The following is a 14598-nucleotide window of genomic DNA, read 5'->3' as shown; positions in this document are numbered from 1 at the left end:
TCAGCTCACCACTCCGGTCATCACGCCCACGGGTACGGAGATGAAGCCCACCGTCAGCACCAGGGCGAGCACGTTGGCGATGGCCTTGAAGGCACGGTCACGCCTGCGGCTGCCCACGCCGAGGGTGTGCGCCGCGCTCCAGAAGCCGTGCCGGATGTGCAGGCCGAGGGCGAGCACCGCGGCGATGTAGATGACGTTGCCGTACCAGGTGGAGAAGGTGTCGATCACGTTCTGGTACGGGTGTCCGGCCTGGAAGCCGTCCGGGTGCACGGTGCCGGTCGTCAGGTCGAGGATGTGCCAGACGATGAACAGGCCGAGGATGATCCCGCCCCAGCGCATCGTCCGCGTCGCGTAACTGGCCCGCGGCTTCTTGTGCACGTACTTTGTCGGGCGTGCCCTGATGTCGCGGCGGCTCAGCTGGTACGCGGAGATGGCGTGTGCGACGACGGCGGCGACCAGGACCACGCGGATGATCCACAGCGCCCACTCGTAGTGCAGGAAGGGCTCGCCGAGGGTGCGCAGCCAGTGCGCGTAGCTGTTGAACTCGTCCGATCCGAAGAAGATCTTGAGGTTGCCCAGCATGTGGACGACGAGGTACGCCAGCATGATCAGGCCGCTCACGGCCATCACTGTCTTCTTGCCGACGGACGAGTCCCACATGGTGCGGGTCATGGACGGTTTTCGGTCCGTCCGCGTTGCCAGAGCCATGACTCAGAACGCTAGGACCAAAAGTACCGATCGGTCCAAGACATGGTCCGGCTTGATTCGATAGACAGGGCCTATCGTGGGCGTAATCTTGAGAGATGCAGTTCCAGCAGCTCCAGTACTTCGTGGCGGTCGCCGAGACCCGGCACTTCACCCGGGCCGCCGATCTGGTCCATGTCGCTCAGCCGTCGCTCTCCCAGCAGATCAAGGCGCTGGAACGGGAGTTGGGCGCCGATCTCTTCCTGCGGGCGCGCGGGAACATCACGCTCACGGACGCGGGCGAGGCGCTGTTGCCGTTGGCCCGCCGCATCCTGGCCGACGCGGACACGGCCCGGCACGAGGTGCAGGAACTGGCCCAGCTGCGCAGTGGCCGGATCCGGCTGGGGGCCACGCCAAGCCTGTGCACGGGACTGTTGCCGGATGTGCTGCGGGCCTTCCATGACCGGTATCCGGGCATCCGGCTGCTGATCGAGGAGGGGGGCTCGCATGATCTCGTACGAGAACTCGCCCGTGGAGCGCTCGATCTCGCGCTCGTCGTGCTGCCGCTGCCGACGCCGTCGCCCGCGCTGACCACGGTGGAGGTGCTGCGGGAGGACCTGGTGGTGGTGTCGTCACCGGAGGCGGCCGCGCCGGGGGGCGGGCGCCGGACCGTGCGGATTTCCGACCTGGAGGGTGAGCGGCTGGTGATGTTCCGGCATGGCTACGACCTGCGGGAGCTGACTGTCGCGGCGTGCCGCTCCGCGGGGTTCGAGCCGGATTTCGCGGTGGAGGGTGGGGAGATGGATGCGGTGTTGGGGTTTGTGCGGGCGGGGCTGGGGGTGGCTGTGGTGCCGCGGATGGTTGCCACCAGGTCCGGGCGGGGATTGCGGGTTACGCCGCTTGCCCGGCCCGGGCTGCACCGGACGATCGCGTTGGCGCATCGGAGCGATGTGGCTCCGCCTCGGGCCGCTCGTGAGTTTCAGCGGATGCTCTTGGAGAGGTGAGCGGCCCGAGGTGTGTGGGTATGTGCGGGTCCGTTGTGGCTGGTCGCGCAGTTCCCCGCGCCCCTGAAGGGGCGCTGAGGTGCGGCTCTGCCACAGAGCCGCACCTCAGCGAAAATACTTCAGCCCGCCGCGTCCACCAGTGCCAGTTCGTGCAGGCGGTCCGGGGGGCCCGGGCGGGCGTAGTACCAGCCCTGGGCCGTGTCGCAGCCCAGTATGCGGAGCTGTTCGGCCTGGGCACCCGTCTCCACGCCCTCGACCGTGACCGCGAGGTCCAGGCTGTGGGCAAGAGAAACGATCCCTTCGACGATCTTGAGGTCGACGGGATCGGCGGGGAACTGCTGCATACCCTGGGTGAAGGAACGGTCCAGCTTGAGGATGCTCACCGGGAGGCGGCGCAGGTTGGCGAGGTTCGAGTAGCCCGTGCCGAAGTCGTCGAGGGCGATGTCGACGCCCATCTCGGCGAGCCGGCGCAGCGGCTTGAGCAGGTCGTCGTCGGCGCCGATCAGTGCGGACTCGGTGACCTCCAGGCAGAGCGAGGCCGGTTCGAGGCCGGCGCGCTCCAGGATGTCGACCGTGTCGGAGACCAGGCCCGGGTGGGTCAGCTGGCACGGCGAGAGGTTCACGTTGATGCGCAGCGGGCCCGCGCCGACGTGACGTTCCTGCCATTCGCGGGCCTGACGGACCGACTGCTCCAGGACCCAGCGGCCCAGCGGGACGATCAGGCCGGTGTGCTCGGCGAGCGGGATGAACCGGTCGGGGCCGAGCACGCCGTGCTGCGGGTGCAGCCAGCGGACCAGGGCCTCGGCGCCGCGCACGCTGCCGTCGCCGAGGTGGACGAGCGGCTGGTACTCGATGAAGAACTCGTTCCGGTCGAGTGCCGCGGGCAGCGCCGTGGTGAGCCCGTGCCGCGTGATGGCGCGGGCATCGGCCTCCGGGTCCGCGAGTTCGTAGCGGTTGCCGCCCGCCGACTTGGCCCGGTACATCGTGATGTCGGCGCTGCGCAGCACCTCGGCCGGGCCGCGCTCGCCCGCCGGGCCCTCGACGATGCCGATGCTGCCGCGGACCGTCAGTTCCCGGCCATCGATACGGACCGGGGTGATGAGGGCGTTCATGATGCGGTCGGCGAGCGCGTCGACCTCGCTCTCGGTGTCGGGCCCGGTGGTCAGCGCCACGAACTCGTCGCCGCCGAGCCGGGCGACCATCTCGCCGGGCGCGGTCGCGCAGGACTGCAGCCGGTCTGCCACCTCGACGAGCAGCCGGTCGCCGGCCGCGTGCCCGAGGCTGTCGTTGATGGTTTTGAAGCCGTCGAGGTCGAGGTAGCAGAGTCCGAAGCGCATGCCGTCGCCCGCGGCGAGCACCTTGTCCAGCCGCTCGAAGAACAGCGTCCGGTTGGGCAGTCCGGTGAGCGCGTCGTGCGTCGCCTCGTACCGGAGCCGCAGGTTGAGCAGCCGACGCTCGGTGGTGTCCTCCATGAGGGCGAGCTGGAACTGCGGCTGCCCGTCCGCGTCGCGCAGCAGCGAGACCGTGAGGTTGGTCCACAGGACCGTTCCGTCAGGCCGGTAGAAGGCCTTCTCCACGTGGTAGTGCTCGCGCTCGCCGCGCACCAACTCCTCGTAGAGCCGCCAGACTTGGGGGGCGTCCTCGGGGTGGGTCCACTCGGTGACGTTGCGGCCGCGCATGAACTGCTCGGTGCCGCCGAACATGCGCAGCAGGGCGTTGTTCACCTGCAGGATGTTGCCGTCGAGGTCGGCGACGCCGATGCCTATGGCCGCGCCCTCGAACACCGCGCGGAACCGTGCCTCGGTGGCGTGCAGCGCGTCCGCGACCACGCCCTGGGCCTGGAGGGCGGCGCGTGCGATGGCCTCCTGCTCGGCCAGCGTCCGCTCCCGCAGCGCCTGCGCGAACCCGGCGGCCATGGCGTGCTGCAGCCGCGCCGAGCGGTTGCGCATGGCCTCCTGGGGTCCGTCCTCGCCGCAGTACAGCACCAGGTAGGCGTCGACGCAGTCGAGCGTGCGGCTGAGCGCCTCCGGTTCGGTGCAGTGCGCGTCGATCAGCGCGGCGCCCACGGCCTGGCCCTCGGCCGCGTCGAACGTCCTGGCCCGCAGCGCCTCACTGAGCCGCCGGGCGAGCGGCAGCAGTCGCTGCTCGAACTCCGGCCGGGTCAGTGACGTCGCGGTCGCCGGGAAGACCGCCCGGCTCCAGATCGTCGCGAACCTGCGCAGTCTGTCCTCCGGCCCGTCCGGCTCCGCGGTCACGCCGTGCGCCCCACGCCCGCGAAACCCGAGTAGGAATAAGGATCCTCGTCCTCGGACGCCGAGTCGGGCCGCCACTTCGGCATCGGCACCAGTCCGGGTTCCACCATGTCGTACCCCTCGAAGAACCGCGCGATGTCCTCGCGCGAGCGCATGATCAGCGGATTGCGGATGTCCTTGTAGACGTCGACGGCGCCCTCGGCCCGCTCCGGGGGGAGCGGAATTCCCTCGTACGAGGCGTGCGTGACGATGAACAGGCTGCCGGGCGCCAGCGCGTCCCTCAGCTCTGCCACTGCCCCGTACGGGTCGTCCTCGTCCTCCACGAAGTGAAGTATGGCAACGAGAAGGAGCGCGACTGGCTGATTCAGGTCTATCAGGCGCTGAATCTGAGGGCTCGCCAGGATCCCCTGGGGCTTGCGGAGGTCGGCTGCGACGACGTCCGCGTCCTCGTTGCCGGCCAGGACGGCCTTGCTGTGCGCGACGGCGACCGGGTCGTGGTCGACGTACACGACGTGTGCGCCGGGGCGGGCACTCTGGGCCACCTCGTGGACATTGCCGAAGGTGGGTATGCCCGAACCGATGTCCAGGAACTGGGTGATGCCCTCGTCGGCGGCGAACCGCACGGCGCGGCGCATGAACGCCCGGTTCGCCTGCATGATCTTGGGAAGTCCCGGCATGAACTCCATGGCCCTGCGGGCGGCTTCCCGGTCGACCTCGAAATTGTGCGATCCGCCCAGGTAGTAGTCGTAGATGCGGCTCACGCTGGGCACCGAGATGTCGATGCCACGGGGGGCCCAGGCGGGACGCTCCATCTATCTCTCCAAGGCGTAGGCGATCCGGTGTTCGAGCTGAGGCTACTGATCGCCCGCCAAAGGAGCGAGTGGAAACGGAAATTGACCGTCCGTTCCAGGTCACTGCCTCCGGCACGTGCCGAATTGGCCGCCTTGCGAAATCGCACCGAAGCATTCCAAAGAGTTCCGGGGAAACTGCGCAGCGTTACGAAGAGGGCGCGACGGAAACCGTTCACGTGACCGGATGCGTTCGGATGTGAAAAAGCCACTTCGCCCCCTCCGTGCGGTGCGGAGGGGGCAAAGCGGTGGTTGTGCGCACTTTTTCCGAACTTCCGGCACTCTCCTTCTCTGGGTGTTCACAACCTTCCGCGCTCTGTACGTCGCCTCCCCTCCGCGCTTCGTGATCGGTGTGTCTTGGTGACCAACCTGGGGAAGTGGTCGTCTTCGTTGCTTGTTTCGGCTACTTCGGCTTGCCGAGCGCCTTGCCCTCAGGCGACATGACGTACCAAGTACCGCCGACGCCCTGGCCGTTGGTGTCGCCGGGCTTCTTGTCACCCGCGAACGTGTACATCGGCCAGCAGTCGATGCTCTGCTGCTTGAGTCCGTCCGGACGGTTCAGGACGACATAGCCCCGTCGGCCCTCGACCTTGTTGTCGATGCCCTTGGTGTCGGCGGCGTCCACCGGCTCGACGACCGGCCACTTCTCCAGGCACTCGCCGAGACAGGCCGTCTTCATCGGCCACGGGGTGTCCTTCTCGAAGCGGTAGACCGTCATGCCGTTCTTGTCGACGACGATCTCGCCGAGCTCCGGGTCGTTGCGGGTCGACAGGCCGGGCAGGTCGGCGGCCTCCGCGCCGCCGCCGGCCGCCTCGCCACCGCCGGCCTCCCCTCCCGACGCCTTCTTGCCGGTCGGGGCCGACGCGTACCAAGTGCCGCCCACACCCTGGCCGTTGGTGTCACCGGCCTTGGTGTCCTTGGCGTACCGGTACATCGGCCAGCCGTCGATGGTCAGCTGCTTCGTGCCATCGGCACGGGTGACCTCGCCGAGCAGAGTCTTGTCAACGCCGATCGGGGCGGTGGCGCCCGAGGCCGGAACAGGGGGCCAGGCCGTGGCGCAGTCGCCGTCGCAGTTCGACTTGGGCGGCTCCGCCGTGTCCTTGTCGAAGCGGTAGAGCGTCATGCCCGCGCTGTCCGTGACCACTTCACCGAGCTTGTCGGTATCCGCGACCGCAAGCTGGCCGGCGCTCTGCGCCTGGGCAGCGGCACCCTGGCCGGCGGCACCGGTCTCGGTCCCCGGGCTCGCCCCGACTCCCGCCGAGCCATACCCGTTCGCCGCGGGCGCCGCGCCTACGTTCTGGCTACCGGTCGAGGTGTCCGCATTGTCCTGACCGCACGCCGTCGTCAGCACCAGCACTGCCGCAGCTGACGCTACGAGTGAGGCGCTCCGCCAGGAGGTCTTCATTGGTAACTCCCGCTGTCTGCTTAGGTGTTGCGACGCGTCCTCGGCGCCGCTCATGGCCCTAGGTACGGCCAGGGGTGCGGTGAGTGTTCAAAGCGCGCACAAATTTCTTTCCGGTAACGCCTGGGACCCCTGCTCAGGATGGGGCCCGAGCGCCCGGCCCCGACGCGCTGTGGACGGCTCACGGCTCACGGCATGGCAAACGCGTGCGGTTCCGTTGTCCCTCCTTCGGGGCAATCCCGCCGCACTCCCGCATGCGCGGCCGCAGAGGGCTAGATGATCTCCGTCGTGCCTGGATCACCACGAACTGCGCTACGGACCCGGTTCGCCCTCGTCATACGGCTGCTGACGCCGCTCGCGCTGACCTGGATCATCGGCGGCGCGCCGACTCCGGCGACCGCCGACTCCTGCGCGTACGCCTCCGCGGGCCCCGCCGGCAACGACACGGTGGCGGTCGCCGTCGCGGGCACCTGCCCGACCCCGACGCCGACGCCTCCCCCGCCGAGCCCCACACCGGAACCCTCTCCGCCGCCGAAGCCGACGCCCGAGCCGACGCCGCCTCCGGCCCCCGACCCGCCGCCTCCCCCACCACGGCCTTCCCCCGCCCCGCCGACCGTTCCGCCGCCCGCTCCCGTGACCCCACGGCCGGTTCCCCCAGCGCCGCGGCCCGCGGCTCCCGAGCCGTCGCCGACGCCGACTCCCAGCCTGCGTTCCCGGCCCTCGACGACTCCGGTGAGTTATCCGCCGTACCGCACCCGGCCGCACAAGGCGCCGCCCCGCGGCGGTCCGTCCCTGGTCTCGCTCACCCTGCTCGTCACCGCGCCCGCGGTGCTCGCCGCCGCCGCGCTGCGCCCGCGCTGACCCCTGGAGGAAAACCCTTGTCGGAATGGCTTGTTCTCGCCCTCGCGATGGCGGCCGCCAGTGTCGTCGTCCTCATCGTCACGTTCGTCCGGCACCACACGGCCGCCGAGGACGACGATCCGTCCGAGACTCCGGACGTGATCGAGTACATGACGATGATGATCGGGGTCGTGTACGCCATCGTCCTCGGCCTGGCCATCGCCGGTGTCTGGGAGGCGCGGGGCGTCGCCCAGGACCACGTCCAGACCGAGGCGCACGCGCTGCACGAGATCTCCGAGCGCGTACGCGTCTATCCACCCGATGTACGCGACCGGATCCGGGACGACGTCAACGCCTATGTCGGCCACGTCGTCACCACCGAGTGGAAGACCATGGCCGACGACGGTCACGTCACCGAGCGGGGAACGAAGCTGCTCGCCCGGATCCGCCACGACGTCACCGACTACGAGCCGAGGACGGACTTCGAGGCTCAGGCCTACCAGCCGCTCCTCGACCAGGTCACAGCGGCGGACACCGCGCGCACCGCCCGAGCGGAGTCCACGGCGCCGACCATGCCGGGCGTCGTGTGGTTCGGGCTGATCACCGGAGCCGTCGTCACGGTCGGGCTGATCTTCGCGCTGCAGATCCGCCGCACACTGCGCGAGGTGATCCTGGCGGGCCTGTTCGCCGCTCTGATCGCCTTCCTGCTCTTTCTGATCTGGGACTTCGACGCGCCCTACAGCCGCGGGATCACGGCGACAGCCGATCCGTTCCTGACGCTCTTCCCGAAGGCCGGAGGCTGACATTCCCTCACCGGGACGGGCGCCACGCCGCGCCCGTCCCCCAACCGCAGGCATCCGGTCCCCGGTTCGGCCCACACGGTTGCCCCATTCGCGCGACTGCGATCGCGCCCGCGCCCGCGCCTTCCTAGCGTTTCGATCATCGAGGTGCATGTACGGCGCAGCGGAAAAGGTCCGCGGCTGCTCCTCGGGGACCCGGAGGACTCACCATGCGCGCGATACGCGTCGCTTCGGCCGCGCTGCTGGGCATGACCGCCCTGACCCTCACCGCACCCGCCGCCGTCGCCCGGAACGACGGAAGTGACCGCAACATCACCTCGTTCGGCTTCAACGTCTCGCCCACGACCATCGCCGCGGGCGGACGCGTCACTCTGTCAGTCAACGGCTGCGACTCGGATACCAAGGTCTCCTCGGGCGTCTTCGACACGGTGACGATCCCCAAGGGCCAGACCTCGGCCACGACCACCGTCGACTGGGACGCCAAGCCCGGCGCGATGTACGAGGTGACGTTCCAGTGCGGGAAAGAGTCCGGCCATACGGACCTGACCATCGCCACCGGCCACCCGACCAACCCGACGCATGTGCCCGGCCACCCGACACACGTCCCGGTCCACCGGGGCGTCAAGGCCGGTGTCGGCGGCACCGCGGGCGGCTTCGACCTCGGTGAGATCGGCCTCGGCGCCGCACTCATCGTGGGCTCGGTCGGCGCGGCCTACTACTGGTCGCGGCGGCGCACCGGCGAACACGGCGGCTGACACACCGGACAGCCCTTCGCCCCTGAACCCTTGAGGGTCAGGGGCGAAGGGCTGTTCACGTGCGATCCGGCTTCCGAAGGGAAGAGGCTCGGCTCCTGCCGGTCTCCGGGGGGATGAGGCTCGGGTCCTGCCCGGCTCCGAAGAGATGGGCTCAGATCTTGCTCTCGGAGCGGCGGCGCATCCAGAACACCCCACCGCCGATGAGCGCGAGTGCGACGAGCCCGCCGCCGATCGCCATGTCGGTCGGCGTGGCACCGGAGGAGCTGCTGCCGCCGAGACCACCACGGACACCGCCGATGACGGTGAACGCGGCGGGCTTGGTGAGAGTCTTTCCGTCGCAGGTGACCGTGATGTCGTACGAGCCGGGGGTGGCATTGCTGTTGATGGTCGCGGTCCCCTTCGACGTCTCGTTGCTGCCGTGGATCGGCGAGAGGGTAGCCGGCGGGAACGCCTTCGACGTCATGGTGCCGCCCTTCGGGCAGCCGTCGACGGTGACCGTCAGCTGCCCGCCCCGGGCGATGACGCTGGGCATGGCGACGATGTTGCTCGGGTTGTCCCAGGCCGCGGCCGTGGGGGCGGCGAGTCCGAGCGCGGCGACCGCCGTCGCTGAGACCGCCAGGGCACGAGTGGTACGCATGTGATCCTCCGCGGAAGGCGCCCCGGGAACCGTCCCCGGGTCGATCGGCGAGAAAACGCCTCCCAGACAGACCCTCAGTTGCCGTGCAGAGAGCCGCATTTCGGGAATGGTCCGTCCTGGTGAGAGGACACGCCGACGAAAAGGAACACAATCCGATATTGCCGCAGGTCACGGACCGTCAGAAGTTTCCTTACGGTGGCGACTCGGATGGCGCACTGCGGCCCGCTCCGCCACCCGTTCGCTCTTCTCCCGTCGCCCGGCGCGCGCACTGCGCTTAGCGTTCTCGTATGCGCGACGGACGTGGCGACGGCCGCGTCGAGAGGGGTTTGCGAATGTCCGTGTCCGAGCTGGCCGAAGAGGAGGAGCGCCCCAAGAAGCGCGCTCCTTGGGGCGTGATAGCGCTTGTTCTGCTGACCGGCCTCGCTCTAATTCGGAATGGTTCGGGAGAGTTCGACGTGGGGCCCCCGCAGCCCGCGAATGCCGCCGCCGCGGACAGCCGAACCTCCGGCAAGACCGGGCCGGGCGCTCCGGTTCCCCTGACGTTCTCCATGCCCGACCGCATCAGGATCCCATCCATCCGCGTCGACGCCGCCGTCATGCCCGTGGGCCTCGACATGGAGGGCTGGGTCGACGCACCGCCACCGGAGGACCCGAATCTCGCGGGCTGGTTCTCGGGCTCGGTCACGCCCGGCGAGAAGGGCACGGCCGTCACGGTCGGACACGTCGACAACACGCAGGGCCCCGCCGTCTTCTACGGCCTCGGGGCCCTCAAAAAGGGAAGTCGCGTGGAGGTCCTGCGCAAGGACGGAAAGACCGCCGTATTCGAGATCTACGGCATCGAGGTGTTCGCGAAGACCAACTTCCCAGGAGACCGCGTCTACGGGAACAGCGGGACACCCGAATTGCGGGTCATCACCTGCGGAGGCGGTTTCTCCAAGCAGAACGGCTACGACGGGAACGTCGTCGTGTTCGCCCGACTGGCCGAGGTTCGCTGAGCGTTCCCGGCCGGGGCGGGCGAAAGCCGCCGGACACCCCATGGAATTCCGTGGAATCCCACGTAGTCCCCTCGCAGCCGCTCGCAGTCCCTCGTAGCCCCGTGTACTTCCGCGGGGCTCAGCCGGACCGCCGCCGCGGCACGACGATGTGATACCCCGAGTCCAGCAGCCGCGGGAGATAGTCGCGCAGTGCCGTCACGCTCTGCGAGCGGTCGCCGCCCGCGTCGTGCGCGAGGACCACGACGCCCGGGGCCGCGCCGTTGACGACCCGGCTCTCGATGGTGCGGGCGCCCGGCGACATCCAGTCATGGGTGTCGACGGTCCAGGCGAGCGGTTCCATGCCGAGTTCGGCGCCGATCTGGAAGGCGGCCCGGTTCCAGGCCCCGTACGGCGCACGGAACCAGCCGGGCCGCTCTCCGTACCCCTCCTCGATGACCTCGCAGGTCCGCTCCATCTGGGAGCGGATCGCGGACCGGGTCAGCCGGGTCAGCAGCGGGTGCGACCAGGTGTGGTTGCCGACGACGTGTCCCTCGTCGGCCATCCGGCGCAGCATGTGCTTGTTGTCGACGGCCATCTCGCCGCACACGAAGAACATGGCGCGCACGTCATGGGCCTTGAGGGTGCGCAGGATCTCCGGGGTGTAGCGGGGGTCGGGGCCGTCGTCGAAGGTCAGCACCATGCTGCGGCCGCGCCCTGAGATACGCAGGAACGGCTCGTGCCGTACGAGGGTCCGCGTCCCGGCGGGCGCGCCGAGGGCCGGCCCGTATCCGGTGATGGGCTCGAGACGGTAGGCGGAGGGCTTCAGGGCCGCCCGCTTCGCCTGGCCGCCGGCGGCGGGAGCGGCGGCGGACCGCCCCGGGGAGCCCGAGTCGGCGGTGAGCAAGTGTGCCGTGCCCGCCGCGCCCGCCGCTCCCAGGACGGCGGCACCGGCGAGCAACGCCCGACGCCGCGAGAGGAACTGATCCTTATTCATGAGTAATCAGTCGCCCGGCCGAGGCCCGCCACAGCACAACGACACCGGTGCGGCCGTATGAATGCACCCGATGGGAGCAGCTCCCAGCGGCTCCGGGCGGCTCAGCGGCGGCGTACGAGGGGGAAGGGCAGCGTCTCGCGGATCGTGAGTCCGGTGAGGAACATGACGAGCCGGTCGACGCCGATGCCGAGTCCTCCGGTGGGCGGCATGGCGTACTCCAGGGCGTCGAGGAAGTCCTCGTCGAGCTCCATCGCCTCCGGGTCTCCCCCGGCGGCGAGCAGCGACTGGGCCGTGAGCCGTCGGCGCTGCTCCACCGGGTCGGTCAACTCGGAGTAGGCGGTGCCCAGTTCGGTGCCGAAGGCGACGAGGTCCCAGCGCTCGGCGAGCCGCGCGTCGGTGCGGTGCTGCCGGGTGAGCGGCGAGACGTCGGTCGGGAAGTCCTTGTAGAAGGTCGGCAGCTGCGTCTTCTCCTCGACGAGGCGCTCGTACATTTCGAGGACGACGTCGCCGCGGCCGTGTTCGGCCGTGTACGGGACGCCCGCCCGGTCGCACAGCCGGTGCAGGATCTCCAGCGGTGTGTCGGCGTCGACCTCCTCCCCGAGCGCCTCGGAGATCGCTCCGTACACCGTCCTGACCGGCCAGGGACCCGAGATGTCGTACTCGGTGTCGCCCTTGCGGGCGATCGGCGCTCCGAAGGCGGCGGTCGCCGCGCCCTGGATCAGCTCTCGGGTGAGGTCGAGCATCACGTCGTAGTCGGCGAAGGCCTGGTAGGCCTCCAGCATCGTGAACTCGGGGTTGTGCTTGTAGGAGACGCCCTCGTTGCGGAAGGTGCGGCCCATCTCGAAGACCTTCTCCAGGCCGCCGACGCACAGCCGCTTCAGATAGAGCTCGGGTGCGATCCGTAGATAGAGGTCGAGGTCGTAGGCGTTGATGTGCGTGTGGAAGGGCCGGGCGTTGGCGCCGCCGTGGATCTGCTGGAGCATCGGGGTCTCGACCTCCAGATAGCCGCGCTCCAGCAGTCCCTGGCGCAGCGCCTGGACTGCGGTCGAGCGGGCCCGTACGACGTCCCGGGCGTCCGGACTCGCGACCAGGTCGAGGTAGCGGCGGCGCACCTTGGCCTCGGGGTCGGCGAGGCCGCGGCGCTTGTCGGGCAGCGGGCGCAGGCACTTGCCGATGAGCTGCCAGTCGGTGACGAAGACCGTCGGCTCGCCCTTGTCGCTGACACCGGCGAGGCCGCTGACGCTGACGTGGTCGCCGATGTCGATGTCCTTCCGGAACCGGTCGAGGGCGGGGCCGGAGTCCTTGCGGGTGAGGGCGAGCTGGAAGTCGCCCGACCAGTCGCGCAGCACAGCGAAGACGAGGCCGCCGAAGTCGCGTACGAGCATGACGCGCCCCGCGACCGTCACCTGCTGCCCCTCGCGGACCTCGGCGAGGACGTGGGTGCGCGGCGGGATGCCCACCGGGTAGGGGTCGGTGCCGCCGGCGCGGAGCCGGTCGAGTTTGCGGTGCCGGATGCGGACCTGTTCGGGCAGGCCGGCGATCGGATCGGCTGCCTCGGCCTCGTCCCCTCCGTCGAGGCCGAGCGCCGACAGCGACGGCAGGCCTTCGGTGGTCGCCGGCGTGGGCCCTTTGGGCCCGCCCCGCTCGTGGCCCTTGCCCCAGAGCTTGCGCAGCGACGGTACGGAGACGAAGCCCTCCGCGATGCCGGAGGCCAGGCCGATCCGGGCGAGGGCGGCGGTTTCTCCGTAGCAGATGAACCGCGGGTACCACTCGGGGTGGTACTTGGCGTTGGACCGGTAGAGGGCCTCCAGCTGCCACCACTTGGAGAAGAACAGGAGCAGGCGGCGCCAGAGCCTGAGGACCGGTCCGGCGCCGATACGGGCGCCCTCCTCGAAGACCGAGCGGAACACGGCGAAGTTCAGCGAGATCCTGCGCACACCGAGCTTCCCAGCGACCGCGCACAGCTCGGCGACCATGAACTCCATGACGCCGTTGGGCGCGCTGCGGTCCCGGCGCATCAGGTCGAGGGAGACGCCGTCCCGGCCCCAGGGCACGAAGGACAGCAGCGCGAGCAGCTTGCCGTCGGAGCCCAGCGCCTCGACGAGGAGGCAGTCGCCGTCCTCGGGGTCGCCGAGCCGGTCGAGGGCCATCGAGAAGCCGCGCTCGGTCTCGGTGTCGCGCCAGGCGTCCGCCTTGTCGACGATCTCCTCCATCTCCTCGTCGGTGAGGGTGGAGTGGCGGCGTACCCGGCAGGTCGCGCCGGTCCGGCGGACGCGGCCCACGGCCTGCCGGGTGACACGCATGTCACGGCCGTCGAGGTCGAAGCCGGCGACGTGCAGGATCGCCTCGTCGCCGAGCTGGAGCGCGCCGAGCCCGGAGCGCGCGTACGCCCTGGCGCCCTCTTCGGAGGCGCCCATGACGGCGGGCGCCCAGGCGTAGCGGCGGGCCACGTCGAGCCAGGCGCCGATGGCGTGCTGCCAGGCCTCGCGGTCCCCGACCGGGTCGCCGCTGGCGAGGCACACGCCGGCCTCGACTCGGTAGGTGACGGCGGCCTTGCCGCTGGGTGAGAAGACGACGGCCTTGTCACGGCGGGTGGCGAAGTAGCCGAGCGAGTCGTCCGCTCCGTACGCCTTGAGCAGAGCGCGGATGCGGGGCTCCTCGTCGCCGTGCAGGGCCGCCTCCATGCGCTGGGAGCGGAAGAGGGTGGCGGCCGCGGTCAGGAGGGCGAGCGCGCCGAACAGGCCGAGGACGAAGAACAGCGGGCGTGGGGGCCGCCCGTCGAAGGCGCCGCCCGAGATCAGTCCGCCGCAGACCCGGTCGGCGGCCCACAGCAGCCGCTGGCCGCGCGGCAGCGTGCCGGGGAAGAGTTCGACGAGGCCCCAGCCGACCAGGATCGCCACGCCGATCCCGGTGAACAGCACGGCGAAGGCCCGGCGTACGGCGGCGCGCCGCGAGTCGGCGTAGAACTCCTTGCGGGCCACGATCAGCAGGACCAGGGCGAGGCCGCACACCACGAGGGACGGAACGGACTCGGCGTACTGGCGCAGTGCGACGCCGAGCGCGTCGACGAGGACCAGCAGGCCGAGGTAGACGACGACCAGCCACCAGGCGATCTTCTTCCGGGCGGCGGTGGCGGCGGCGAGGAGGAACAGGAAGACGGCGTACGCGAGGTTCGCGCTGACCGGGATCACGACCAGGTTCAGCAGGTCGACGACCGGGCGCAGCAGCCGGCGCAGGGGCGGGGCGAAGGCCAGCAGCAGGCAGAGCAGGCCGACGACGGCGAAGAAGGCCCCGAATCCCTCGGGCACCTTGCCGAGGCGGCCGCGCCGGGACGCCCGTATCGGCCCCGCCGTGTCCTTCGCAGCTGCTTCCTCGACGCCGGCACTCATGCTCTCGACTGTAGGAAGA

Annotated in this window: 12 protein-coding genes; 5 read left to right on the top strand and 7 right to left on the bottom strand. The window is 70.1% G+C overall.

Going from position 1 to position 14598, the window contains the following annotated elements:
• Positions 1–708 carry a succinate dehydrogenase gene (locus GAS53_RS01890; protein ID WP_151475610.1) on the bottom strand — a complete coding sequence of 236 codons (708 nt, stop codon included), beginning with the start codon at positions 706–708 and terminating at the stop codon, positions 1–3.
• 95 nt (positions 709–803) lie between these two features.
• On the opposite strand from GAS53_RS01890, the gene GAS53_RS01885 reads away from it, so the two are divergent.
• Positions 804–1688 (top strand): LysR family transcriptional regulator, encoded by an 885-nt coding sequence (locus GAS53_RS01885; RefSeq protein WP_151475609.1) that lies wholly within the window; start codon positions 804–806, stop codon positions 1686–1688.
• Between the two features lie 119 nt (positions 1689–1807).
• Here GAS53_RS01885 and GAS53_RS01880 read toward each other — a convergent pair whose 3' ends face one another.
• From GAS53_RS01880 to GAS53_RS01870, 3 genes are all read right to left on the bottom strand, one after another.
• Positions 1808–3943 carry a putative bifunctional diguanylate cyclase/phosphodiesterase gene (locus GAS53_RS01880; protein ID WP_151475608.1) on the bottom strand — a complete coding sequence of 712 codons (2136 nt, stop codon included), beginning with the start codon at positions 3941–3943 and terminating at the stop codon, positions 1808–1810.
• Positions 3940–4752 (bottom strand): SAM-dependent methyltransferase, encoded by an 813-nt coding sequence (locus GAS53_RS01875; RefSeq protein ID WP_151475607.1) that lies wholly within the window; start codon positions 4750–4752, stop codon positions 3940–3942. Before GAS53_RS01875 ends, GAS53_RS01880 begins: the two co-directional genes overlap by 4 nt.
• Before the next feature lie 439 nt (positions 4753–5191).
• Positions 5192–6193 (bottom strand): SCO0930 family lipoprotein, encoded by a 1002-nt coding sequence (locus GAS53_RS01870; RefSeq protein WP_151475606.1) that lies wholly within the window; start codon positions 6191–6193, stop codon positions 5192–5194.
• A gap of 285 nt (positions 6194–6478) precedes the next feature.
• On the opposite strand from GAS53_RS01870, the gene GAS53_RS54925 reads away from it, so the two are divergent.
• The 3 genes from GAS53_RS54925 (at position 6479) to GAS53_RS01855 (ending at position 8585) form a co-directional block, all read left to right on the top strand.
• On the top strand, positions 6479–7051 hold the full coding sequence (locus GAS53_RS54925; protein WP_225858665.1) for a hypothetical protein: 573 nt from the start codon (positions 6479–6481) through the stop codon (positions 7049–7051).
• Positions 7052–7068: 17 nt separating this feature from the next.
• A complete protein-coding gene (locus tag GAS53_RS01860; RefSeq protein WP_151475605.1) occupies positions 7069–7833 on the top strand; it encodes a bestrophin-like domain in 765 nt (254 codons plus the stop codon).
• 206 nt (positions 7834–8039) lie between these two features.
• The gene (locus tag GAS53_RS01855) at positions 8040–8585 is read left to right on the top strand and encodes a hypothetical protein (protein WP_151475604.1); all 546 of its coding nucleotides are present in this window, start codon (positions 8040–8042) and stop codon (positions 8583–8585) included.
• Between the two features lie 151 nt (positions 8586–8736).
• Here the strand turns inward: GAS53_RS01855 and GAS53_RS01850 are convergent, their stop codons facing one another.
• A complete protein-coding gene (locus GAS53_RS01850) occupies positions 8737–9222 on the bottom strand; it encodes a hypothetical protein (RefSeq protein ID WP_151475603.1) in 486 nt (161 codons plus the stop codon).
• A 332-nt stretch (positions 9223–9554) separates the two neighbouring features.
• Between GAS53_RS01850 and GAS53_RS01845 the strand changes: the two genes are divergently transcribed.
• Complete coding sequence (locus tag GAS53_RS01845; RefSeq protein ID WP_151475602.1) at positions 9555–10217, top strand: class F sortase; 663 nt, start codon at positions 9555–9557, stop codon at positions 10215–10217.
• A 118-nt stretch (positions 10218–10335) separates the two neighbouring features.
• On the opposite strand, the gene GAS53_RS01840 is transcribed toward GAS53_RS01845, so the two are convergent.
• Both GAS53_RS01840 and lysX read right to left on the bottom strand, forming a co-directional pair.
• Positions 10336–11190 carry a polysaccharide deacetylase family protein gene (locus GAS53_RS01840; protein WP_151475601.1) on the bottom strand — a complete coding sequence of 285 codons (855 nt, stop codon included), beginning with the start codon at positions 11188–11190 and terminating at the stop codon, positions 10336–10338.
• A gap of 101 nt (positions 11191–11291) precedes the next feature.
• A complete protein-coding gene (gene lysX / locus GAS53_RS01835; protein WP_151475600.1) occupies positions 11292–14579 on the bottom strand; it encodes a bifunctional lysylphosphatidylglycerol synthetase/lysine--tRNA ligase LysX in 3288 nt (1095 codons plus the stop codon).
• Positions 14580–14598: the final 19 nt, after the last annotated feature.

It is taken from the genome of Streptomyces albicerus (assembly GCF_008905045.1).
In the GTDB taxonomy this organism is placed as follows: Bacteria; Actinomycetota; Actinomycetes; order Streptomycetales; family Streptomycetaceae; genus Streptomyces; species Streptomyces albicerus.
The sequence above is the reverse complement of the archived record's forward strand: the minus strand, read 5'-3'. Positions and strand labels throughout refer to the sequence as shown.

What these genes read in the sequence shown, in the direction of transcription:
- GAS53_RS01870 (WP_151475606.1), bottom strand. Translation starts at nt 6,193, where the DNA reads ATGAAGACCTCCTGGCGGAGCGCCTCACTCGTAGCGTCAGCTGCGGCA.
- GAS53_RS01875 (WP_151475607.1), bottom strand. Translation starts at nt 4,752, where the DNA reads ATGGAGCGTCCCGCCTGGGCCCCCCGTGGCATCGACATCTCGGTGCCC.
- GAS53_RS01850 (WP_151475603.1), bottom strand. Translation starts at nt 9,222, where the DNA reads ATGCGTACCACTCGTGCCCTGGCGGTCTCAGCGACGGCGGTCGCCGCG.
- GAS53_RS01845 (WP_151475602.1), top strand. Translation starts at nt 9,555, where the DNA reads ATGTCCGTGTCCGAGCTGGCCGAAGAGGAGGAGCGCCCCAAGAAGCGC.
- GAS53_RS01840 (WP_151475601.1), bottom strand. Translation starts at nt 11,190, where the DNA reads ATGAATAAGGATCAGTTCCTCTCGCGGCGTCGGGCGTTGCTCGCCGGT.
- GAS53_RS01885 (WP_151475609.1), top strand. Translation starts at nt 804, where the DNA reads ATGCAGTTCCAGCAGCTCCAGTACTTCGTGGCGGTCGCCGAGACCCGG.
- GAS53_RS01890 (WP_151475610.1), bottom strand. Translation starts at nt 708, where the DNA reads ATGGCTCTGGCAACGCGGACGGACCGAAAACCGTCCATGACCCGCACC.
- lysX (WP_151475600.1), bottom strand. Translation starts at nt 14,579, where the DNA reads ATGAGTGCCGGCGTCGAGGAAGCAGCTGCGAAGGACACGGCGGGGCCG.
- GAS53_RS01855 (WP_151475604.1), top strand. Translation starts at nt 8,040, where the DNA reads ATGCGCGCGATACGCGTCGCTTCGGCCGCGCTGCTGGGCATGACCGCC.